This window comes from Deefgea tanakiae, from assembly GCF_019665765.1.
In the GTDB taxonomy this organism is placed as follows: Bacteria; Pseudomonadota; Gammaproteobacteria; order Burkholderiales; family Chitinibacteraceae; genus Deefgea; species Deefgea tanakiae.
Window position 1 is genome coordinate 1993457 of record NZ_CP081150.1, and the last position, 15201, is coordinate 2008657.

At 48.9% G+C, this 15201-nt stretch carries 14 protein-coding genes and 1 tRNA gene; 2 read left to right on the top strand and 13 right to left on the bottom strand.

Features of this window, described 5'->3' with window-relative positions; translation table 11 throughout:
* Nucleotides 1-9: 9 nt before the first annotated feature.
* Entirely contained in the window at nt 10-1320 is a 1311-nt protein-coding gene (gene tig, locus K4H28_RS09380; protein WP_221004953.1) for a trigger factor, read from the bottom strand.
* A gap of 374 nt (nt 1321-1694) precedes the next feature.
* Nucleotides 1695-1779 (bottom strand) — tRNA-Leu (locus K4H28_RS09385).
* A 246-nt stretch (nt 1780-2025) separates the two neighbouring features.
* Between K4H28_RS09385 and K4H28_RS09390 the strand changes: the two genes are divergently transcribed.
* A complete protein-coding gene (locus tag K4H28_RS09390; RefSeq protein WP_028448814.1) occupies nt 2026-2364 on the top strand; it encodes a P-II family nitrogen regulator in 339 nt (112 codons plus the stop codon).
* A 101-nt stretch (nt 2365-2465) separates the two neighbouring features.
* Here the strand turns inward: K4H28_RS09390 and K4H28_RS09395 are convergent, their stop codons facing one another.
* The 5 genes from K4H28_RS09395 to K4H28_RS09415 form a co-directional block, all read right to left on the bottom strand.
* Nucleotides 2466-4628, bottom strand: a complete 2163-nt coding sequence (locus K4H28_RS09395) for a primosomal protein N' (protein WP_221004954.1) — start codon at nt 4626-4628, stop codon at nt 2466-2468.
* Between the two features lie 340 nt (nt 4629-4968).
* Nucleotides 4969-6033, bottom strand: a complete 1065-nt coding sequence (gene hemE, locus K4H28_RS09400; protein WP_221004955.1) for a uroporphyrinogen decarboxylase — start codon at nt 6031-6033, stop codon at nt 4969-4971.
* A gap of 100 nt (nt 6034-6133) precedes the next feature.
* Nucleotides 6134-7855, bottom strand: a complete 1722-nt coding sequence (locus K4H28_RS09405) for an ABC transporter ATP-binding protein/permease (RefSeq protein ID WP_255573489.1) — start codon at nt 7853-7855, stop codon at nt 6134-6136.
* 73 nt (nt 7856-7928) lie between these two features.
* On the bottom strand, nt 7929-8321 hold the full coding sequence (locus K4H28_RS09410; RefSeq protein WP_221004956.1) for a hypothetical protein: 393 nt from the start codon (nt 8319-8321) through the stop codon (nt 7929-7931).
* A 70-nt stretch (nt 8322-8391) separates the two neighbouring features.
* Nucleotides 8392-10098 (bottom strand): glutamine--tRNA ligase/YqeY domain fusion protein, encoded by a 1707-nt coding sequence (locus tag K4H28_RS09415; RefSeq protein ID WP_221004957.1) that lies wholly within the window; start codon nt 10096-10098, stop codon nt 8392-8394.
* A 270-nt stretch (nt 10099-10368) separates the two neighbouring features.
* Between K4H28_RS09415 and K4H28_RS09420 the strand changes: the two genes are divergently transcribed.
* The gene (locus tag K4H28_RS09420) at nt 10369-10596 is read left to right on the top strand and encodes a hypothetical protein (protein WP_221004958.1); all 228 of its coding nucleotides are present in this window, start codon (nt 10369-10371) and stop codon (nt 10594-10596) included.
* 92 nt (nt 10597-10688) lie between these two features.
* Here K4H28_RS09420 and K4H28_RS09425 read toward each other — a convergent pair whose 3' ends face one another.
* The 6 genes from K4H28_RS09425 to K4H28_RS09450 all read right to left on the bottom strand — a co-directional run bounded on the left by K4H28_RS09425 (nt 10689) and on the right by K4H28_RS09450 (nt 15068).
* On the bottom strand, nt 10689-11930 hold the full coding sequence (locus K4H28_RS09425; RefSeq protein WP_221004959.1) for a uracil-xanthine permease family protein: 1242 nt from the start codon (nt 11928-11930) through the stop codon (nt 10689-10691).
* Between the two features lie 54 nt (nt 11931-11984).
* Nucleotides 11985-12617, bottom strand: coding sequence for a uracil phosphoribosyltransferase (gene upp, locus K4H28_RS09430; RefSeq protein ID WP_221008011.1), 633 nt, complete (start codon nt 12615-12617; stop codon nt 11985-11987).
* A gap of 142 nt (nt 12618-12759) precedes the next feature.
* Nucleotides 12760-13653: a type II secretion system minor pseudopilin GspK gene (gspK, locus tag K4H28_RS09435; protein ID WP_221004960.1), complete on the bottom strand. Its 894-nt coding sequence runs from the start codon at nt 13651-13653 to the stop codon at nt 12760-12762.
* Entirely contained in the window at nt 13650-14210 is a 561-nt protein-coding gene (gene gspJ, locus K4H28_RS09440; protein WP_221004961.1) for a type II secretion system minor pseudopilin GspJ, read from the bottom strand. The genes gspK and gspJ overlap by 4 nt, the downstream gene beginning before the upstream one ends.
* A 4-nt stretch (nt 14211-14214) precedes the next feature.
* Complete coding sequence (gene gspI / locus K4H28_RS09445) at nt 14215-14586, bottom strand: type II secretion system minor pseudopilin GspI (RefSeq protein ID WP_221004962.1); 372 nt, start codon at nt 14584-14586, stop codon at nt 14215-14217.
* Nucleotides 14586-15068 (bottom strand): GspH/FimT family pseudopilin, encoded by a 483-nt coding sequence (locus K4H28_RS09450; protein ID WP_221008012.1) that lies wholly within the window; start codon nt 15066-15068, stop codon nt 14586-14588. The genes gspI and K4H28_RS09450 overlap by 1 nt, the downstream gene beginning before the upstream one ends.
* Nucleotides 15069-15201: the final 133 nt, after the last annotated feature.

Sequence of the window (15201 nt, forward strand, 5' to 3'; positions counted from 1 at the left end):
CAGTTTAAATTATTGACCTTGCTGACCCATTAATTCATCAAAAGCGACAACTTGTTCAGTTACTTTAGCTTTTGACAAAACAAACTCAACCACATTGTCTTCAAGCGCCATATTGGTTGGGCCTGACAAGCGATCTGGGCTAGCGTAGTACCAAGCCACAACCTCGCTTGGATCTTCGTAGTTTTGCGCCAAATCTTCAATAATAGCTTTGATTTGTTCTGGCTGAGTTGTTAGCTTTTCAGCTTCAACCAGCTCAGACAACACCAAACCGAGGTGAACGCGGCGACGAGCCTGTGCTTCAAACAATGCAGGTTGGAACGGAACCGTTTTCGGATCAATACCACGCTGTTGCAAGTCAGCTTGCGCGCCTTCAACCAAACGACCAATTTCAAGAGAAATTAATGAACGTGGCAGATCAAGCGGCGTAGCTTCAATTACAGCACTCATCGCGTTTTCTTTTGCGCGAGACTTCAAGCGGAAACGCACTTCACGCTCTAGATTACCTTTTACTTCAGCGCGCATTTTTTCTACGTCGCCATCTTCAATGCCCAAACTTTTTGCAAAGTCAGCATCGAGCGCAGGCAAGTTAGCCGCTGCGACGTTTTTAACTGTGATTGCAAATACTGCAGTTTGACCTGCAACATCTTTACCGTGGTAATCAGCAGGGAATGCAACAGTAACGTCTTTGCTTTCGTCTTCTTTCATACCAACAACGCCAGCTTCAAACTCAGGCAACATTTGGCCGTTACCAATAATGAATGCGTAGTTGTCTGATGAACCACCAGCAAAGGCAACGCCATCAATCGTGCCCTTGAAATCGATAATTACGCGATCACCTGCTGCTGCTGCACGTTCTACGCGCTCAAAGCGAGTACGTTGGCTACGCAAGATATCGATGGTTTTGTTGACTTCGTCATCACCAACAACCAAAGTTGGTTTTTGAACTTCAACAGCGCTCAAGTCACCCAGCACGATTTCTGGGTAAACTTCAAAAGTAGCCAAGAATTCAAATGGGCCATTTTCAGCAACGTCTTGTTTTGCTTCAAAACGTGGGTAGCCGGCGACTTGGAGCTTTTGCTCAACAACCGCTTCGCCAAAACTACGCTCAACTGTTTCACCCAACACCTCTTCCTGAATACGGAAGCCATGGCTTTGGAAAACAACATTTAAAGGTGCTTTACCTGGACGGAAACCGTCGATTTTAGCGGTCTTAGCTACGCGCTTGAGGCGGGCATCAACTTGCTTAGCGATTTCTTCGCGCGGTACCGCAATGGACAAACGACGCTCTAGAGCGCTCAGGGTTTCCAGTTGTGCTTGCATTACCAGTATTCCTCAAACGTATCCCGAATTGATTCGGAAGAAAATTAATCAATAAAATAAATGAAGCAAATTTACGTCAGACTGAGCTCCTAAATACCGCTTAGCCGACCTAATCACCACAAATTCTTCTGATAAAGCGCATTTCTGACAGCTCTATCCAGTCAAGCTGAGCATTATAGCAAAATCCCCAGCCCATGACCATCTACCGCCCAGCGTGAAATTCAGATGCAACACACTCAGAAAATCAGCGTTTTTTATTAAATTAGGCTACCAGTGCGTATTTCAAGTCAAAGGCGACCACTTTCAATCGACGCAAAAAAGCCACTTGCTTTCGCTAAGTGGCTCTTCAGTTTTGATGCTATGCATCCATGTTCTGGTGGGGGATAAGAGACTCGAACTCTTACACCTTGCGGCGCTGGAACCTAAATCCAGTGCGTCTACCAATTCCGCCAACCCCCCAACAAGACCCGCATCTTACAGAACAACTTTAGGGTCGTCTAGTCATTTTAGTAAAAACTATACATAAACCTTAATAAGTCGATGAATTCAATCAGCATTCATCTAGCCGGATTTCCGCAAGGTGTTTATAAAGGGACAAATAGATACTGTTCTGTTCCTACCTTTTTATTGAACAGTATTTGCCGCCCTTTCACCGGCAAAGCTATACTCGCTCAACGCTGATCAACACCTAATACGAGACTAAATATGAAAAAAATCGAAGCCATTATCAAACCCTTCAAACTCGATGAAGTACGTGAAGCACTTTCAGAGCTCGGCATTTCTGGCCTGACGGTTACTGAAGTGAAAGGTTTTGGCCGTCAAAAAGGTCACACCGAACTGTATCGTGGCGCAGAATATGTTGTAGATTTCTTGCCAAAAGTAAAAATCGAAGTGGTTTTATCGGATGATCAAGTCGATACCGCGATTGAAGGCATTATTAAAGCAGCCCACACTGGCAAAATTGGCGACGGTAAGATTTTCGTGAGTCCAGTTGAGCATGTGGTGCGGATTCGTACTGGCGAGACGAACGATCAAGCAGTCTGATTCGATTACCCCCAAAAAAAGCCAGCTTTTAAAGCTGGCTTTTTTATTCCCTAGGTATTTACTCGCAGCCTTTATGAATCAATAGCCAGAAGAAAATACATCTAAACCTCGACTGGATCAACATCCAATGTCCAGCGTACTTTCCCGAGTTTCAAGGCTTGAATCGTCGGCAGAGCCTCGCCCAATACCGCTTGCAATTGCACCTTCGATTTCGCAGCAATTAAAAGCTGCGCCCGCTCTACACCCGCCTTTTTTAACATCGTCGCCGCCACGGGTTGGTTCAACACCAAATCTGGCTCGGGCGAAATACACTTACGAATATTGGCCAGCGCCGCCAAAGCTTGCTCCAATTCTGGCGCATCTGCACGAAATAACGCCCATGCATTCGCTGGCGGCAAGAGCAGCATATTGCGCTCTTCTAAAGTGCGGTTAGCAAACGGCGCATAATCGCGAGCCAACAGCTGATGATAAAACGGATGATCTGAAAAAGCGGTTTGGATAAATACTTCGCCTGGCGACTCGCGCCGCCCTGCCCGTCCCGCAACCTGCGTTAGCAAGGCAAATAAACGCTCTTCAGCGCGAAAATCAACGCTATACAACCCCGTATCTGCATTCAGTATGACGACACAATTGAGTCGGTCAAAGTCATGCCCTTTGGCCAGCATTTGTGTACCGATAATAATGTCGGCCTCACCCGAATGCACTTGTGCCAGCGCAGCGTCGAGCTCACCTTTTTTGCTCGTCGAATCGCGATCAATCCGCAGGATTTTTTTGCCCGGAAAATGCTGCGGCAACGATTCTTCTAGCCGCTGCGTCCCCTGCCCGACCGGTTTCAAATCGTGATTGCCACAATCAGGGCAGGCATGCGTAATCGCTTCTTCATGACCACAATGATGGCAGCGCAGACGGCGCTCTTTGAGATGCAGCACCAAGCGCGCGGAGCAGTGCGAACAACTCGCCATCCAGCCACATTCACCACATTGCAATACCGGTGAAAACCCGCGCCGATTCAAAAAGATTAAAACCTGTTCGCCGCGCTCCAATGCCGCATGCATCGCCGCCAAAGCCATCACATGCAAACCATCGACTAAGCCCACATTCTTAGTGGGCAAAAGTACAATTTTAGGTAAAACCGCGCCAGCTACCGCCCGCTGAGTTAGCGGCAACAAGCGATAACGCTTGGCTTTAGCATTCGCCCAGCTCTCGATACTCGGCGTGGCTGAACCCAGCACAATTGGCACTTTAGCTTGGCGCGCTCGATAGACCGCCACATCACGTGCTGAGTAACGCAAGCCCTCTTGCTGCTTAAACGAAGGATCGTGCTCTTCATCGACAATAATCATGCCGAGCTTAGGCAGCGGCGTGAACACCGCCAGCCGTGTCCCCAGTACAATCTGCGCTTCACCGCGAAGCGCTGCCAGCCAATTGACCGCGCGTTCGGTATTATTCAATCCACTATGTAATGCCGCCATCCGAACGCCAGGGAAGCGTGCGCGGAAACGACCTTCGAGCTGCGGCGTGAGATTAATCTCGGGAATCAAGACCAATACTTGGAAACCGCGCGCCAATACCTGAGAAATCGTTTGGAGATAAACTTCGGTCTTACCGCTACCGGTAATGCCATAGAGCAAAAACGGCATAAAGTCTTTAGCTTGCACCAACTCATCGACCGCTGCGGCTTGCTCAGCATTTAAAGGTAATTCAGGACTCGCTGCGCCGACACATTTTTCCTCGGCGGCTGCTTGTACCCAACCGGCCTCATGCCAAGCCTTGGTCCAACGCCACGCGCTATCGTGCAATCGGCGAAGTGCCGCCGGTGTGTGTGGCACCAACAGGGCTTCTGCGACTTTACGCTGAGCGTGCGCTCGTTTTGAAATCTGATTAAGTAGCGCATCCAGCGCCTCGACAAAATACACCGAAGCGGCCGCCGGCTCGGAAAACAGTGAATTGGCCCTAAATACCGTTGGCAGCGCCGCTGAAACAACAGCACCAATCGGATAATGATAATAGTCAGCCACAAATTGGCATAGTTGCAGGGTATCAGCCGACAATGCAGGCAGGTCGTTGAATACGGTAATGATGGATTTAGGCGTGCCAGTAAAATCGGCAGCATCGTCCCGCACATCCATAACGACACCCGACAATCGCCGCGGACCAAAGGGCACCAACACCCGCGAGCCTACAGCAACCGTAAAGTTAACCACCTCATACGCAAACAGTTTTTTGAGTGGTACGTCAAGCGCAACGAGGGCAAAACTAGCCACTTTTTCTCTCTTTATTGCGTAAATTGTTTGCTATTCGGGTTATGCACAGTTTCTGTGGGTAATTTTGTGGGCAACTTGTCAAAAATCCGATTATCCCCAGTAAAAATGGGGCTACGGCTAGGTTGCTCAAAAATTAAACACAAAAATAAAACAAATAAAATCAATGACTTATGTTTGTCAACGTTTTACATCATTTTTTTAAAAGGGGATTGACAAGTCAAAAACCAGGCCAATACAAAATGTGCATAACTTACCGTAACTTCACAATGCAAGACTACATAAAACGCCGATAAATCATTGATTTTCATATTCATTACAACTTCAATACAAGCTGTAAGATTTACTTTTTACCCGAAAAACGATGCACTGCGGCGACCAATGCAGCAGCATGATCTGGGTTAGTAAATTGCGAAATTCCGTGTCCCAAATTAAACACATGTCCCGTTTTCAAACCGTCTCCGCCACCGTAGCTTGTCAAGATTCGTTCCACCTCGGCTTCAATCGCTGCTGGTGGCGCAAACAACGCCACAGGGTCAAAATTACCCTGCAAAGCGACTTTATCGCCCACACGGCGGCGTGCTTCGCCGATGTCCGTAGTCCAATCGAGACCAATCGCATCACAACCCGTTGCGGCGATGTCTTCCAGCCATTGACCACCGCCTTTGGTAAACACAATCACCGGCACTTTACGACCATCGTGCTCGCGTTTGAGGCCCGCCACAATTCGCGCCATGTATTGCAATGAGAACTCTTGATATTTGCCGAATGGCAATGAGCCGCCCCAACTATCAAAAATCTGCACCGCTTGCGCACCCGCTTCGATTTGTGCATTTAAATAATCAATCACCGTTAGGGTATTGACCTCTAGAATACGGTGCAAAAGGTCTGGACGTGCATACATCATGGTTTTGATAGTACGATAATCACTCGATGAGCCACCTTCAACCATATAGCACGCTAGCGTATATGGGCTGCCCGAGAAGCCAATCAATGGCACGCGATTATCCAATGCCTTGCGAATCGAACTCACAGCATCAGTAACGTATTTCAGCTCAGTGCCAACGTCTGGCACAAACAATTTGGCAACGTCTTCTTCAGTACGCACTGTGCGCTCAAATTTCGGGCCTTCGCCTTCAGCAAAATACAAGCCCAAACCCATCGCATCGGGAACAGTCAAAATATCCGAGAACAAAATCGCCGCATCCAGCGGGAAACGATCGAGCGGTTGCAAGGTGACTTCGGTTGCCAACTCGGTGTTTTTGCAAAGCTGCAAAAATGAACCCGCATTTTTGCGAGTTGCGCAATATTCAGGCAAATAACGCCCCGCTTGGCGCATCATCCACACCGGAGTGTATTCAACAGGCTCACGCATTAAGGCGCGCAGAAAGGTATCATTTTTTAACATTTTAAAATCCAAGAAAATAAAAAACCTGCACAGAGACGCAAAGGCACAGAGTTAGCGACTCGCTTGTCTCTGTGCCTTTGCGTCTCTGTGGTTCAATTGTTTAAGAGCTGAGCGCCCACTTGCCCTGCCCTTGGCATTCCAACACTTGAGCATGGTATTCGACCAAGCCCGCACGGTGGCCAACGCTAATCATCACGCCGTCTTTCATCGTCTCAGCAACAGCACGGTAAAGTCGCGCTTCGCCATCGGCATCAAGTGCAGACGTAGACTCATCCATCAAGAGAAAATCTGGTTTAACCAAGATCGCCCGCAGCAAAGCGATCCGTTGTTGTTCACCCAAACTCAGGACGTGTGACCAAGCATCGGTCTCATCCAAGCGCGGCATTAAATGACTTAATCCTGCTAAAGCGAGTAAACCCGCAATTTGCGTATCATCTTGCTCAGCCACATTGGGGTAATACAGCGCGGCACGCAAACTACCGAGTGGCATATACGGTTTTTGCGACAAAAATAAACTCTTAGTATTGCTTTGAACGCTATATTCACCTTGGGCATAAGGCCATATACCCGCCAAAGCACGCAACAAGGTCGATTTACCCGAGCCGGATTGACCCCGAATCAGCAAGGAATCACCGGCTTTGAGCGAAAAATTAAGCCGATCAAGTAGCGGGTCGCCGTTCGGTTTACTCACCGATAAATTGGCGACTTGCAGACCTTGTGCAATCGGCTTGGGCGAAATACGCGGCAAAGCATTTGCCTTATTAATACTATTTTCAAACGTCGTTAAACGATCAATCACCGCCTTCCAATTAGCCAGCGTACTAAAGCTACCAATAATAAAATCCAGTGCGCCGTACACTTGACCGAACGCTGAATTAATTTGCATCAAATCACCAAGCTGAATTTCTTTGGAAAAGAAACGCGGCGCAGCGACAATCAACGGGAAGATGATCGCCAATTGCCCCCAAAATGAAGTAAACCAAGTCAGGCGTTTATTCATCCGCATCAGCGACCAAAAATTGCTGACCACATTCACAAAACGATAACCCAAACGCTCTTGCTCGTCTTTCGCGCCATCATAAATCGCAATTGACTCTGCATTCTCACGCACGCGCACTAGACCAAAGCGGAAATCGGCTTCGTAGCGTTGTTGCATAAAATTGAGGCCAACCAAAGGGCGCCCGAGCAAAATCGTGATGCCGGTACCAATCAATGCATAAATGATCGCAACCCAAACCATATAACCTGGAATTGAAACCTCGCGACCACCCAACATAAAAGTCAGCGGCCCTGAGAGTACCCACAAAATGCCGATGAATGACACTAAGGTGACCACAGATCGCAATAAGCCTAATGAGAGCGACAAAGAAATTGACACAAACTGGCCAACGTCTTCGGCAATACGTTGATCGGGGTTATCGGTATCTTTATCAGTCAGTTGCAGGCGGTAAAAATTATTCTCGTTCAACCATTTTTGGGTGTAATGCAAAGTCGCCCATTTGCGCCAACGGATTTCCAACATTTGCTGAAACCAAATCGCGTGTACCGCAATCACAATATAAGCAAAGGCCAAGTAGGCAAACTTAATCAGTGCAGCTTTAAAAGCCACGGCATCGACGTTTTGAAGTGTGTTATAAAATTCGCGATTCCAGCTATTAAACTGCACGCTCATAAACACCAACCCGAGTGACAAAGCAATCACTAACGCAAGCAAACCCCAAGCGTAGAATTTATCTTCGGAAACCCAATACGGTTTGGCAATTCGCCAGAAATTACGAAATAAATGCCGCACTGTCGGTGCTTTGTCTTTCATAAAGCTCATTGATTTTTATCCAAACTCAAATCAAAAAATGCACACTAAAAAAACAGGGGCTAAGCCCCCATTTTTCGACGGTTTATTTACACGGTTTTTGCGTCCAGCCCTTGCTGTTACCACGGCGGCATTGCCAATCTTGCTTTGCCGAATCAATCAGCCAGACCGAAGTGGCATCGTCAAAACTCAAACCCAACTGAAAACGCTGTGTGCGGACAGAATCGTCCATCAAGCCCTGCATTTGCAGCTCAATATTCACTTTTTTAAAGTTTTCAGGCCCCGCCGAAGTTTGCTGGATGGCTAATCGTTGATACTCACCAATACCCAATTCGTTGGTGAGTCGATTGCCTAGGTATTCATACACGACCTGAACTGGCGCAGCCCCCAATTGGCCCGTAAACAAAGGTTTACGTGCTTCTTCAGCCATTGCAGTACCAGCCAGAACGATCATCATTGTTGCAAGTATCAGTTTCATTCGTTTCAACCTCATCAATTCAATTGAACACACCAAGTATCGGTCCGCAGAGCGCGAACCGAGCCTCCTATTACTTCGCCCAGCTGTCTTTCAACGTGACCGTGCGGTTAAACACCGGCGTGCCGCCTGCTTGATGGCTGTGGCGGTCGGTAATGAAATAACCCAAACGCTCAAATTGATAACGCGTTTCTGGCGCTGCATTCACAACGCAGCTTTCCACGTACGCGGTGATGGTTTTGAGCGATTCAGGGTTGATGAACTGGGTAAAATCCACGTACTGACCATCTTCACCACGCACGGCATCAGGGCGCGCTTCGGTAAACAGGCGTTCGTACAAATTTACCGTCGCTGGCACTGCGTGTTCGGCGGAAATCCAGTGGATCACGCCTTTCACTTTGCGGCCTTCTGGATTTTTGCCGAGCGTTTCGGTATCCAAGCTGCAACGCAATTCGATCACATTACCGTCAGCGTCTTTCACCACTTCATCGCACTTAATGACATACGAATAGCGCAAGCGCACTTCTGATCCCAAAGTCAGGCGTTGCCAGCCTTTCGGTGGTTCTTCAGCAAAGTCATCGTGCTCGATCCAGATTTCACGCGCAATCGGGATTTCACGTTCGCCCATTTCTTCGTGATGTGGATGGAATGGCGCAGAACGACTGCCCGTTACGCCCGCTTCAAAATTGGTCAGCGTCACTTTCAATGGATTCAACACCGCCATCACGCGCGGGCTACTGCCTTCGAGCTGCTCACGCACCGCGCCTTCGAGCGTGGTGAAATCAATGATGTTTTCGCCTTTTGACACGCCAATCCGCTGCGCAAATAAGCGAATGCCTTCTGGGCTATAACCACGGCGACGCATACCGCTGATCGTCGTCATGCGTGGATCATCCCAGCCCGAAACAAAATTGCCGGTCACCAACTGATTGAGTTTGCGCTTCGAAGTGATCGAATACAGCAACTCAAGGCGCGAGAATTCGATCTGTTGTGGATGGCATTCAAGGCTGATATTGTCGAGTACCCAGTCGTACAAAGGGCGATGATCTTCAAATTCCAGCGTACACAGGCTATGGGTAATGCCCTCTAGCGCATCAGAGATGCAGTGTGTGTAGTCATACATCGGGTAAATGCACCAGCTATCGCCAGTTTTGATGTGCGTTGCACGTTTGATGCGGTAGATCACAGGATCGCGCATATTCAAATTGGGCGACTGCATATCGATTTTGACGCGCAACGTTTTGCTGCCGTCTTCAAACTCACCCGCACGCATACGCGTAAACAAATCGAGATTTTCAGCAGGCGTGCGATCACGGAACGGGCTGTTGCGGCCTGGCTTTTGGAAGTCGCCACGGTAATCACGCATTTCTTCGGCGTTCAACTCGCAGACATACGCTTTCCCTGCGTTAATCAATTCAACGGCGTAACCGTACAGCAATTCAAAATAATCCGAAGAATGGCGCACATCGCCATTCCATTCAAAACCCAACCAGCGCACGTCGTCTTCGATCGCTTTGGCGTATTCGTCGTTTTCTTTTTCTGGATTGGTGTCGTCCATGCGCAGATTGCACAGACCGTTGTAATCTTGGGCGATGCCGAAATTAAGGCAAATCGATTTGGCGTGACCGATGTGCAAATAGCCGTTCGGCTCTGGCGGGAAACGCGTCTGTACCGCAGTGTGTTTGCCGCTCGCAAGGTCGGCATCAATGATTTGGCGGATAAAATTACTGGTCACAGGGGCATTTTCTGCATTGACTGCGGGGCTGTTTTTTTCACTCATCGCGGCTCAAACTCATGGGATTTTTACTCAAGGCAACGATTCTACCAAAACAGCGACCAAATCGCCCTGCCAATCTGAAATCTAATGCAGTTCAACGTTAAAAATCGCGTTCTTTAGCCGCTGAAATTGCAAGCAATACACTTGTGGATCACGGCATACAGCACAGATCAAAAATCCATCCACTGCTATCACGGCTTGATGCCGTATATGTGTCTACTGAGTGTAAAAAGTTGGGCATAGACTTTAGTTACCAATTCACGGAGCAACATCATGAATGCCGACTATCGCAATGCCCCGCAAGGCCATGGTTCTATTTCATTATCCGATGGCTCAATCTTTACCATCGATCTGCATCCAAGCGCAGAACTCAATGATCGCTATATCGATTGCCACCTCATTCCACCGTGCTCGATCTGCAGCCAACTCCTTACTCGCTGGCATTCAATCGCCCGCTGGATGCGCAATGCATGGTCGCAGCTCACTCATCAAAAAATATAAGGTTTCAAGCATAAAAAATGGCGGAGAATCATCTCCGCCACGATATGTATTTTAATGCAGCCATTATTAATTATTGGCCACAAAGCAATACCTTAAATATCCTGCCCTTCTACAATGCCATCATGATGCTTATCGGCTGGCAGCAATAAATTCAAAGCAATCGCCAGCACGCTCACCAAGCCCACACCCGCCAAGTTGAAATTGCCAACTTGCACCATCAAACCACCAATCCCGCAAGTGAGTACGACCGACACAATGACCAGATTACGCGGCAACATCAAATCGACTTTGCTATCAATCAGTGTTTTCAGGCCAATCGAGGCAATCGTACCGAATAAGAGCACCATAATACCGCCCATCACCGGCAATGGGATCGACACCAGAATCGCATTGAATTTACCAAAAAAGGCCAAAATCACCGCCAAAATTGCCGCATACGTCATGATGACCGGATTGAAATTGCGTGTAATCATCAGCGCACCAGTCACTTCGGAATACGTCGTAATCGGTGGGCCACCAATCAAGCCAGCAAAACACACGCCCATACCGTCGCCAGCCAAAGTGCGATGCAAACCCGGTTTTTCAGTGTAGTCGTTGCCCGTCACTTTACCGACCGCCATCACCGCACCGATATGCTCAATCGTCGGCGCTATCGCCACCGGCAGCATAAACAGCGCTGCTGCCCAATTCACTTCAGGCGTAACGAAATGCGGTTTCGCCAACCATGGCGCAGCAGCAATCGCGGCCAAATCAACGACACCCAAAAAGATCGCCGCGATATAACCGACGACCACACCCGATAAAATCGGTACCAAACGGAGCATTCCGCCCGCAAATACCGACACGGCAATCGTCGTCGCGAGTGAAATCGCAGCCAAAAATAACGATACATTATATGGAACGAGCTGCTTACCACCGCCCTGCCCCATCGCCATGCCCGATGCCGCGACCGCCACCGACAAGCCAATCACCATAATCACGGGGCCAATCACCACCGGCGGTAGTAATTTATGGATAAAGCCCATGCCGCGCCATTTGATCAAACCGGCGATGATGAAATACATAAAGCCAGCAAAAAATAGACCGAACTGCGTGGCGGCTTGGCCCCACGTTTGCATCGCGAAAATAATCGGACCGATAAAGGCAAACGACGAGCCTAAAAAAATCGGCACTTGCCGACGGGTAATCAATTGAAACATCAAAGTACCGACACCAGCACCGAGTAGCGCCATAGCCGGATTCAAACCTGTCAACAGCGGTACCAGCACCAGCGCGCCAAAGGCGACAAATAAAATTTGCGCGCCCGATATAAATTGTTTTACTTCAGAAAACATAACCCCTCCCAATTGCAGCGCTAGCTGAGAACATACCCAGCAGCGCCATTCTGATTATTTATTAATTGTGCCAAAAATCTTGTCGCCAGCATCACCCAAGCCCGGAATGATGTAGCCTTGCTCATTCAAATGTGAATCGAGCGACGCCGATACGATTTGCACATCAGGATGTTTTTCATTCATCAGCTTCACGCCTTCTGGCGCTGCGACCATCACAATCGCGATAATTTCTTTGCAACCATTGCGTTTGAGCATGTCCACCGTCGCAACCAAAGAGCCGCCCGTCGCAAGCATCGGATCGATAATTAAAGCAAGACGGTCTTCTAAATCGCCGACGAATTTTTCAAAATACGGTACTGGCTGCAAAGTTTCTTCATCACGCGCCAAACCCACCACGCTGATTTTGGCCGACGGCACTAAATCGAGTACGCCGTTGAGCATCCCCAAACCCGCGCGCAAAATCGGCACGACGGTGAGTTTTTTACCTTTGATTTTTTGGACTTGCACATCGCCACACCAACCTTGGATCGTTACATCCTCCAGCGGTAAATCACGTGTGGCCTCATACGCCAGCAAACGAGCCAACTCTTCGGTCAGCAGGCGAAATTTATTGGTCGAAACATCCGCTTCTCGCAGCAAAGCCAATTTATGTTGAACCAAAGGGTGATGAACGACGGTGATTTGCATGATCTGTCTCGCTGATAGTAATGCCGACATTGTAGGCATTCCTAGCGAAAGCGCTATTGCGGGAAATACGGTGAATGGGGATTTGTTGATTTAGATCGATACCGTACAGACGACAAAGTCAGCAGCGAAACTCGGAGACTGCTTAATAAATCCGCCGTACCCACAGCACAGTAGGCATTTCACTTTTTGATCGATCGAGCAAGGCGCGATGCTGCAAGAATACATTGCCAAAGCGAGCCCCCAAATCTGCCCAGAAAAACTGGCTATTCACGGCCAGCATCGCTGGGGGAATTTCAGCTTGCATCTCTTTGGGCAATTGCTGCACAAAGTCACCAGGATTAGCGAAGTATTTGCTTCTACGCTTTGCTAAAGCTTGCTCAGCAGCCGATACGGTTATTTTTGGCCCCCATGCGGATAAAACTTCAGCAGATACAAAATTGACATTGATTGTCGTCTGCACTGGCAGAGCGACAATGCTAGGCTCGATTTGCCGTACCAGCTCAATGCTGTAGCCATCAATTAGCGTCAGTTCATTGACCTCCACCAGCGGCAAAATTTTACTTTTTCCTGCCTCTAGAATCGCTTTGCTCTGCAAATGCTTCACCAAGGCATCGGCCAAGCTAACGGGTTGACCTAAATTGAGCAGTAATTTTTTGTAGGCTGCGACGCCTGCCGGACTAAGTTGCCCCTCTTTATCCAGCAAATTGGCCAAATTAAAACGGCCATTGAGTTCAGTCAACCGACCACTCATCGCGCCATTTTCAATTTTGATTTCTGGAATTGGTACCGCCCATGGCTTGAGCAAATGGTCGGGCTGACCTGCGCGGGCGTCATCGCGCAGCGTGAGACGCACCAATTGCAAAACTGACCACGTTGCAGCACGCGCCTCGGCCGTGTCTTTGCGGATCTCGAGTTGCTGCAAAGCGCGCTGCTGCCTGAGCATCAACAATCCAGCAACCGAGGCGACTAAGGCCGCGACCATCAGCGCTGCGATAATCGCGACGCCACGCTGTTTGAATTTGGATGTCGGCATCATGGAATCAAAAACACTCGTTCGTACTCACCCAAATGCTGCTCGACGGCAAGGCGCACGCGAATCGCCCTTGGCCGACTGGCTGACTCGCCCCATTGCTTACGCCATTGATTTTTATCATCGAGGAAATCAAATTCACAGCGACGTAGGTTTTTGAGTAATTCATGCGGTACCGCTTGATCGGTCTTGGCAAGGTCGGGCTGAGAAAACAATTTGAGCGTTAATGACTGAGGACGGCATTCATACACGCCATGCAAAGGCGCGCGGTCGCCATCAAAGCGAATAAATTCCAAACTGCTTGGCACTTCTGCTGAGCTGAAACTACGCAATGGCGGTTGCGATTTGCCTTCGCTATCAGTCCATGAGCGAGGTGCGATTTGGCTTAAATCACTCTCCATCCGCTCAAATGCCAGCGTCAATTCGCGCCAATAAGCGGTTTCATTGACCACCGCCGTGCGCGTATCAATCACCATATTGACGCCACGGTAGGTAATCAAACTCATGATGGCAAAAATCGCCAAGGCCACTAACACTTCAAGCAAGGTGAATCCGCGTGACATCGGCTTAATCCACTCGGGCGGCATAAAATACCTGCTGTGCCAGTATATGCTCAGGGCGCTCTGCTAATGCCACGCTCAGCTCGATACGTCGAAAACTATAATTGGGGGTGGGGCTGATATTCATCGTATAAATGAAATTCTCATTGCCTTGCGTAATTTGGCCTTGCGTTGAACCTGTCTCTGGATACGCGCGCATGGCCAGCATCTGATTCACCTGATTACTCGCCACCCAGCTTGCCAACGTTCGACTGCGATAGGTCATCAACGTATCGGTTGAGCCGATGACCAATTTTGCAGCGGCGGCTAAAGTAACCCCGAGCACCGCCAGCGCGACCAAGACTTCAACCAAAGTAAAACCCAGTGATTTGGCTCGCATCAGCGTTGTACCTGCTGCACCGTAAAGCGCCCCATCACATCACCGCTAATGCGCCACTGCGTTTGGCTGCCATTGAGTTGCACTTCAAACGACTCAATCACGCCATCGGCTGGCAGGACTATTCTTTCACCCAAGGGTCGATTTTGTTGATTAATTTTTTGCTCAGTCACCTGCACGCCATCGGCAAGTTGAGTCGCCCGTAAACCATCACGTGCACTCAAGGCTTCCCATTCTTGGCGCTCATTTTTTGACCAGAACTGATAACCGGCCCCATCGCTGGTCCACGCTAAAGCCCGACCACTGGCAATGGCCTCGTCACGTGCAGATTCAAACTGCAACATCAAACGCTCCGCCGCCGCCTGCGCGCCATCCCCACGATTAAATTGAAACACCGTAAAGCTGGTTGCAATCAAAATAATCGCGGTGACGACGAGGATTTCGAGCAGGGTGAAGCCGGATTGTGATCGCACAGAACTCTTCATAAAAGACGCTGGATTTTGCGTAGCGAGAAGCTCGAAGACAAGGCATTGCAAGCTAAAAAACCGGAGTTGGCATCAAGCCAATGAGGATTTTTTAGTGAAGCAATAACGCCGTATTCGGGCTTCGCAGCAGCAA

Excerpts from the sequence above, each read along its gene's own strand:
- tig (WP_221004953.1), bottom strand. The coding sequence starts at position 1,320 with ATGCAAGCACAACTGGAAACCCTGAGCGCTCTAGAGCGTCGTTTGTCC.
- K4H28_RS09390 (WP_028448814.1), top strand. The coding sequence starts at position 2,026 with ATGAAAAAAATCGAAGCCATTATCAAACCCTTCAAACTCGATGAAGTA.
- hemE (WP_221004955.1), bottom strand. The coding sequence starts at position 6,033 with ATGTTAAAAAATGATACCTTTCTGCGCGCCTTAATGCGTGAGCCTGTT.
- K4H28_RS09405 (WP_255573489.1), bottom strand. The coding sequence starts at position 7,855 with ATGAGCTTTATGAAAGACAAAGCACCGACAGTGCGGCATTTATTTCGT.
- K4H28_RS09410 (WP_221004956.1), bottom strand. The coding sequence starts at position 8,321 with ATGAAACTGATACTTGCAACAATGATGATCGTTCTGGCTGGTACTGCA.
- K4H28_RS09415 (WP_221004957.1), bottom strand. The coding sequence starts at position 10,098 with ATGAGTGAAAAAAACAGCCCCGCAGTCAATGCAGAAAATGCCCCTGTG.
- K4H28_RS09420 (WP_221004958.1), top strand. The coding sequence starts at position 10,369 with ATGAATGCCGACTATCGCAATGCCCCGCAAGGCCATGGTTCTATTTCA.
- K4H28_RS09425 (WP_221004959.1), bottom strand. The coding sequence starts at position 11,930 with ATGTTTTCTGAAGTAAAACAATTTATATCGGGCGCGCAAATTTTATTT.
- upp (WP_221008011.1), bottom strand. The coding sequence starts at position 12,617 with ATGCAAATCACCGTCGTTCATCACCCTTTGGTTCAACATAAATTGGCT.
- gspK (WP_221004960.1), bottom strand. The coding sequence starts at position 13,653 with ATGATGCCGACATCCAAATTCAAACAGCGTGGCGTCGCGATTATCGCA.
- gspJ (WP_221004961.1), bottom strand. The coding sequence starts at position 14,210 with ATGTCACGCGGATTCACCTTGCTTGAAGTGTTAGTGGCCTTGGCGATT.
- gspI (WP_221004962.1), bottom strand. The coding sequence starts at position 14,586 with ATGCGAGCCAAATCACTGGGTTTTACTTTGGTTGAAGTCTTGGTCGCG.
- K4H28_RS09450 (WP_221008012.1), bottom strand. The coding sequence starts at position 15,068 with ATGAAGAGTTCTGTGCGATCACAATCCGGCTTCACCCTGCTCGAAATC.